7 protein-coding genes and 1 pseudogene are annotated in these 6,589 nt (G+C 73.7%); 3 read left to right on the top strand and 5 right to left on the bottom strand.

The genetic code is table 11. The features are described 5' to 3' along the window. Positions 1-251, top strand: a 251-nt coding sequence (locus VH969_RS13665; protein WP_331974102.1) for a DUF4872 domain-containing protein, incomplete at its 5' end; no start/stop codon positions are given. Between the two features lie 24 nt (positions 252-275). On the opposite strand, the gene VH969_RS13660 is transcribed toward VH969_RS13665, so the two are convergent. The 3 genes from VH969_RS13660 to VH969_RS13650 all read right to left on the bottom strand — a co-directional run bounded on the left by VH969_RS13660 (position 276) and on the right by VH969_RS13650 (position 2,377). Then, positions 276-1,262: an NAD-dependent epimerase/dehydratase family protein gene (locus tag VH969_RS13660; protein WP_331974101.1), complete on the bottom strand. Its 987-nt coding sequence runs from the start codon at positions 1,260-1,262 to the stop codon at positions 276-278. Between the two features lie 156 nt (positions 1,263-1,418). After that, positions 1,419-1,961 (bottom strand): RDD family protein, encoded by a 543-nt coding sequence (locus VH969_RS13655; RefSeq protein ID WP_331974100.1) that lies wholly within the window; start codon positions 1,959-1,961, stop codon positions 1,419-1,421. Beyond that, positions 1,922-2,377, bottom strand: a complete 456-nt coding sequence (locus VH969_RS13650; protein WP_331974099.1) for a basic helix-loop-helix domain-containing protein — start codon at positions 2,375-2,377, stop codon at positions 1,922-1,924. The genes VH969_RS13655 and VH969_RS13650 overlap by 40 nt, the downstream gene beginning before the upstream one ends. Positions 2,378-2,494: 117 nt before the next feature. On the opposite strand from VH969_RS13650, the gene VH969_RS13645 reads away from it, so the two are divergent. Beyond that, positions 2,495-3,205: a hypothetical protein gene (locus VH969_RS13645; protein ID WP_331974098.1), complete on the top strand. Its 711-nt coding sequence runs from the start codon at positions 2,495-2,497 to the stop codon at positions 3,203-3,205. A gap of 151 nt (positions 3,206-3,356) precedes the next feature. Here VH969_RS13645 and VH969_RS34530 read toward each other — a convergent pair. After that, positions 3,357-3,413 (bottom strand): annotated as a pseudogene (locus VH969_RS34530) (hypothetical protein); the annotation flags it as partial. A 280-nt stretch (positions 3,414-3,693) separates the two neighbouring features. Between VH969_RS34530 and VH969_RS13640 the strand changes: the two are divergent. Next, positions 3,694-5,772, top strand: coding sequence for a transglycosylase domain-containing protein (locus VH969_RS13640; protein WP_331974097.1), 2,079 nt, complete (start codon positions 3,694-3,696; stop codon positions 5,770-5,772). Here the strand turns inward: VH969_RS13640 and VH969_RS13635 are convergent. Further along, a partial coding sequence (locus tag VH969_RS13635; RefSeq protein WP_331974096.1) for a cellulose binding domain-containing protein occupies positions 5,769-6,589 on the bottom strand: 821 nt, incomplete at its 5' end. The genes VH969_RS13640 and VH969_RS13635 overlap by 4 nt on opposite strands.

Here is a 6,589-nt window from a genome sequence, read left to right as displayed (position 1 = left end):
TGGACATGGTGGCCCGCGGCCTCGCCAACGCGGCGTCCCGTCCGCTCTACGCCGCGTTCCTGACCGAGGCCGCGGCGCTCCTCGAGGACGACACGCTCGCAGATGCCGCCGGGGCGTATACAGACCTCGGTGCGCGCTGGGCCGAGCTGGCCGCGCTCGCCGCCAAGCCCGACGCGGCGCCCGCCGAGCTGGCCGAGCTGCTGCCCGGCCTGGCCGACGCCGAGGAGGCGGCGGCGCACGCGATCCGGTAGCGGGACCCGGCCCGTGCGCCGTGCTCAGCGCACGGTGTACGGGCCGGTCGTCACCTCGTGGTAGCCCTTCGCGCCGACCGCGCGCGCCAGCGGGCTGCGCGGATCCTCGTCGGCCGCGAGCCGGTCCAGCACGTGCCGGAAGTCGTACCGCGGCTGCCAGCCCAGCACCTCGCGGGCGTGCGCGTTGACGTACACCCGGTCGATCGCCGGGAACATCCGCCAGCCCCGGCGCGCGTACTCCGCGGGCTGGTCGCCGAACAGCCGCGCGACCACCCGCGGCGCGTCGCGGTGCAACTCGGGCAGGTCGGCGCGGGTGAACGGGGTCGTCGCGCTGATGATGAACCGGTCGAAGCCGACCTCGGGCGCGCGGGTCATCGCCAGCAGGTGCGCGTCGACGACGTCCGCGATGTCGACCCGGCGGTACAGGTACTCGGTGGCCTTGACGTTCGCGTCGGCGTACGTCGTGCGGATCGCGTCGCGGTCGTCGGGCTCGGGGAAGAACCGCGACGTGCGCAGGATCAGCACCGGCAGGCCGTGGTCGCGGTGCACCAGCTCGGCCAGGTTCTCCGCGGCGGCCTTGGTGACACCGTAGACGTTGCGCGGGATCGGCACGACGTCCTCGGTGATCCACGCGGCCGGCTCGCCGCGGCCCGGGGTCAGCGCCCGGCCGAACGTGCTCGTGGTGCTGGTGAACACGAACCGCTCGACGCCGGCCGCGACGGACTCCTCGAGCAGCGTCAGCGTGCCGGTGACGTTCGTGTCGACGAACGCCTGCCGATCGTGTGAGCCCACGTGCGGCTTGTGGAGGGTCGCCGGATGCAGCACCGCGCGCACGCCCACGAGGCACGCGCGCACCACGTCCCGGTCGGTGATCGAGCCGACCACCGTGGTGGTGTCCGAGTCGAGCACGTCCAGCCCGACGACGTCGTGACCCTGATCACGCAAGGTCCGGACGAGGGCCTCACCGAGATGCCCGGAACTGCCTGTCACCAGCACTTTCCCGCTCCGCACCCGGCCCAGCGTACGGGCCCGGGCCCGCCGTTTCAGAAGTTTTCCGGCGGGTGTGTAACGCGTGGGCGCCGGGTCCCGATAGGCCGGATGATCCCGCGGTGCTGGCGGACCCCCGACCCGGCAGCACCGCGGGATTCTCTTTTGTCCGGACCCGGCTCAGCGCCGCGACGGCGCGTCGCCGTGGTGGTGCGGGCCCCAGTCGTAGATCACCGCGGTGCGCATCACGAGGTCCTGCACCGACCGGCGGTCCGCGCTGCACGCCGTCCACAGCAGACCGATCGGGAACACCGCGCAGAACAGCGCGCGCAGCGCCGCCCGGCCGTGCTTCAGCTTCCGGCCCCGGTTGTCCACCACCCGCAGGCCCAGGACCCTGTCGCCGACCGTGCGTCCGGTCGTCGTCCAGCACTCGGTGAGGTACCCGACGAGCACCAGGCCGCCGGCGATCAGGATCACCGCCCGCGGGATGGCGGGGAACCGGAACGACACGGGGTCGATCACGAACAGCAAACCGGCCAGGCCGAAGTAGGCGCCGCCGAGCAGGACGAACAACACGACGAGGTCGATGGCCGCGGCGAGCACGCGGCTGACGACGCCGGCCCGGTGGCCCTGGTACGCCCGCGCTTCCTCCGGTACCGACGAGAGCCAGGCCGCCTCGCCCGTCACGCCACCGGCCGTGAGCGCCGCGCGCGGCCGAACCACCGCGACACCGTCTCGTCGGCCTCGATCGCCTGCATCCGGACGTCGCGCATGGACTCCGACGCGACCGAGCCGGTGGAGGCCCGGATGAGCTCCGGCAGGTCGATCTCGTCGATCACGTCCTGCGCGATACGGCCGAGGTCCAGCTGGGCGAGCACGTCGGTGATCACCGCGGGCGTCACCTTCCGGTAGAGCCGGACCGCCTCCTCGAGGGCGGCCCGGCGTTGCCGGAAGCCGATCTCGGCGAGCAACCGCAGCCGCTTGCTCGGCCACTTCTCCGGCCGCAGCACGACTTCGGTGACCGGGCGCGCGGTGCGAGCGACCGCGCCACCCGCGCGGAGTCCCGTGCGGACTCCGAGGACCGCGACCGCGAGAAGCGCGTCGGCGGCCTGGGGCCTGGGCCCAGATTGTTCAGTCACGTGCGGAATCGTCCTGGAAATCGCCGGTTCCGGCGTCACGCGCGGCAGGTGAGATCGCGTAACGCGCCGGCCGTCCCGGTCGAGATTGGGGATGCGGCGCAAGGACGGTGTGCACCCATGGCTCGAATCGGCACCGAGGTCAAGTTCACCCTCCCGGCGGACCAGGTCGAGGCGGGGCTGACGGCTTTCGGCCTGACCGGCGGGGACGCCGGGGAGCGGACGATCTACTTCGTCGACCGGCTCGACGACGCGGGCGACCCGTGGCTGTTCGGCAACGGGGTGATCCTGCGGCTGCGCCGCGACGACGCGGACGGATCGGTCGACGTCACGGTGAAGCTGCGCCCTGCCCGGGAGGAGCGGCTCACCGGCCGGTGGCGGCCGGGCACGCGGCACGACGCCGACTACCGCGTCGGTGTCGGCTGGGCACGGGAGCGGGTGCTCTCCGCGAGTGTCGAGGCGAAGCGCGAGGAGGGCCTGCGCGAGCTGCTCGACGGGCGGAAGCGGGACGCGTTCACGCCGGAGCAGCAGGACTTCCTGCGCCGCTGCGGGCCGCGGCTCGAGCAGCCGATGCGCCACCTGTGCAACGCCGGCCCGATCCGGGCGCGCAGGTGGCATGACATCACAGCCGGGCCGCTCCGCGGCCTGCGTGCCGAGCAGTGGACGTGGGGCGACGGGCGCACGTTCCTCGAGCTGTCCCTGCGCTGCGCGGACGACGACGAGTCGGCCGGTCGGCGCGCCCTGCTCGCCGCCGAGATCGACGGCCACGGCCTGAAGCCCGACGAGTCCGCCACGACGAAGACCGAGGCCGTCCTGCGCGGCCTGCTCTGACGGTCGGCCCGGCGTGTGGCCACTGTTGAGCGTGAGGCACTGACCGGTCACGATCGCGCCCTCTGGTGACGCGAGGAAGGCGACCGCGCCCGGCCACGTCCGCTGGCGTGCCCAGCCGGGCGAGCGGCACTTCGGCGGCATGGTCCGCGCGCTCCGCCTCGGTCGCGCCGGCGTGCCGCTCGACCGGAACCCAGCCCGGCGCGACCACGTTGACGGTGATGCCGTGCGGGCCGAGCCCACGCGCGGGTCAGCGCCCAGCTGCGCCGCTTTCGCCGCGGCGTAGGCGGACCAGCCGGGCAGCGCGCGGTCCGGCATGTCCGAGCCGGTCTGCCCGATCCGGCCGTCGAGCGATGACCGCGCCCAGCCCGCGGCCCGCACCGGTCACCAGAGCGAGTCCCATCCGGGCACAGTACTGAGCGGATTCCCTCAGCCTTCTCTCATGCTGCGCTCAGGTTCCGGGCGCAGGGTGTCCTGGGGAGGGTGGGGAGATGGTCGCGCGCAAGGTGGTTCGGCTCGCCGGAGCGTGCGTGCTGGCGGGGGTGTTGCTCGCCGCCGTGCTGTCGCCCGTCGTACTGGGCGGTGGCGCGGCGGCGGCTCGCGCGGCGGCCTCGGCCGCACAGATCTCGCCCGCCTCGGTCGCCGGCGACGTCCCGCTCGTCACCACGGTCACCGACCGGAACGGCCGGCCGCTCGCGACCGTGTTCGACCAGTACCGGCTGCCCGTGACGGCCGCGCGGATCTCGCCGGCCATGAAGGCGGCCATCGTGTCCATCGAGGACCGGCGCTTCTACACCGAGCACGGGGTCGACCCCACGGCTCTGCTCCGCGCGCTGCTGCACGACCTCACCGGCGGCGACACCCAGGGCGGCTCGACCATCTCGCAGCAGTTCGTCAAGAACTACCTGATCAACGTCGTCGACCGGAACGACCCCGCCGCGCAGGCCGCCGACCGTGCGGACACGCTCGCCCGCAAGATCCGCGAGGCGCGCTCGGCGATCGAGCTCGACCGGTCGATGAGCAAGGACGACGTCCTCGCCGGCTACCTGAACGTCGTCGAGTTCACCGGCCGCATCTACGGCGTCGAGGCCGCCGCGCACGCGTACTTCGGCACGACCGCGGCCCGCCTCACGCTGACCCAGGCCGCGCTCCTCGCCGGCATGGTCAACAACCCCAGCCGGTACGACCCGTACGCGCGGCCGCGGGACGCGATCGAGCGGCGCAACATCGTCCTCGACGCGATGGCCGCCACGCACGCCATCGACGAAGGCACCGCCACGGCGGCGAAGAAGTCCGATCTCGGCGTGCTGCCGAACGGGCCGGCCGTACCGTCGAGCACCTGCGCGGGCGCCCGGCCGGACGCCGGTTTCCTCTGCCAGTACGCGCTGCGCTATCTCCAGGACGCCGGCTTCACCGCCGACGACCTCGCCACCGGCGGCTTCACGATCCGCACCACGCTCGACCCGAAGGCGAGCCACGCGGCGAAGGCCGCGGTGGAGAAGAACGTGCCGACGACGCAGGACGGCGTGGCCAACACGATGGCGATCATCTCGCCCGGCGACACCGCGCACGAGGTGCTCGCGATGGTGGCCAACCGAAATCTGGGCACGGACATCCACCGCGGGCAGACCAGCCGCAACCTCGTCGCCGACGTCAGCGACCCGTTCGGCGCGGGCTCGGTGTTCAAGATCTTCACCTCGGCGGCCGCGCTGTCGTCCGGCGCGGCCGGGTTGCACACCGAGCTGGCGAACCCGCCCGACGGCTGCTTCCCCCAGCCTGGCGCCGACTCCTGCTATCCCGTGCACAACGACGGTCGCTACCCCGACCCGATCACCCTCGCCGACGGCCTGGCCACCTCGCCCAACACGGCGTTCGTCGGGCTGGAGACCCGCGTCGGGATGCCGGCCGTACTCGACATGGCGAGGCGGCTGGGCCTGCGGAACACCCTGCGCACCAACGACGCCGGCACCGCGCCCGAGCCGCGGGCGGCCGACCCGCAGCGCGGCCAGCCGCAGTCGCGGTACTTCCGGGACAAGCCGTCGTTCACGCTCGGCGACAGCCCGGTGAGCCCGCTCGAGCTCGCGAACGTGTCCGCGACGCTGCTGAGCGGTGGCACGTGGTGTCCGCCGGACCCGATCCGCTCGGTCACCGACCGGTTCGGGCACGCCGTGGACATCCCGGAGCAGCCGTGCGAGCAGGCCGTGCCGCCAGGCCTGGCGAACACGCTGGTGGCGGGGCTGAGCCAGGACACCGTCAGCGGCACGACCGCCGCGTCGGCCCGCGCGGCCGGCTGGACCCGCCCGGGCATCGGCAAGACCGGCACGACGCAGCAGAGCGAGTCGGTCGCCTTCGTCGGCGGCGTGGCCGACTACGCCGTGTCGTCGCTGGTCTTCGCGGACGGCCCCGACCCGGGCGAGCTGTGCCCGGGCCCCCCGGTCTACATCGGCGAGTGCGGCAACGGCGCCTTCGGCGGCACGGCGGCCGCGCCGCCGTACTTCCAGGCGATGAACCGGATCCTCGCCGGGCGCCCGGACCAGCTGCTGCCCGGCCCGGACCCGAGCTATCTCTAGTCCGCCTCGCAGCTGACGTCCGGCACGCTCCGCACGTCGTCGGTGGCGTTCACGTTGAAGCCGAAGTTGGTCGAGCCGCCGGGGTCCACCGTGACGTTCCAGTCCGCGTTCCGCACGATCACCTCGGTGCCGTTCTGCGCACGCTCGCCGTTCCACAGGTCCCGGATCTGGTGGCCGCGCGGGAGGTGCCAGCGGACAGTCCAGCCCGTGACGGCCTCGTCGCCGTCGTTGCGGACGGTCACCTCCACCTGGTACCCGTCCGGCCACGAGCCGGTGACCCGGTAGCTCGCCGCGCAGCCCGCGGACGGCCGCGCGGTCGTGGTCGTCGTGCTCGGTGGGGTCGCGGTCGTCCCGGTCGAGCCGGACGCCCCGGGCGTCGCGTCGTCGCCGATGAGGATGCCCAGCGCGACGCCGGCCGCGACCAGGCCCGCCGCCGCGACGCCGGCCACGACCGTCCGGCGGGACACACGCCGGCGCGGCAGCTCGAGCGTGGCCGGGCGCGGCTGGTACTCCGGCACCGGACAGCCCGCCACGGCCGCGGACAGCGCGTCGTGCGCGCCGCGCATCGACGGCCGCTCCGCGGGATCCCGGCGCAGCAACCACATCACGAGCCCGGCCAGCTGCCCGGCATGATCGGGCGGCCGCACCTCGCCCGCCGCGACCTTGTGCAGCATCACGATCGCGTTCTCGTCCACGCCGAACGGCGGCAAGCCCTCGAGGGCGGCGTAGAGCGTGGCGCCGAGGGAGAACACGTCCGAGCGGGTGTCCGCGTCCTGGCCGAGAGCGACCTCCGGAGCGAGGTAGGCGGGCGTGCCGG

The organism is Actinophytocola sp., assembly GCF_036555685.1.
Lineage (GTDB): Bacteria > Actinomycetota > Actinomycetes > Mycobacteriales > Pseudonocardiaceae > Actinophytocola.
This window is presented reverse-complemented; position numbering and strand designations above follow the sequence as displayed.

What these genes read in the sequence shown, in the direction of transcription:
- VH969_RS13645 (WP_331974098.1), top strand. Translation starts at nt 2,495, where the DNA reads ATGGCTCGAATCGGCACCGAGGTCAAGTTCACCCTCCCGGCGGACCAG.
- VH969_RS13640 (WP_331974097.1), top strand. Translation starts at nt 3,694, where the DNA reads ATGGTCGCGCGCAAGGTGGTTCGGCTCGCCGGAGCGTGCGTGCTGGCG.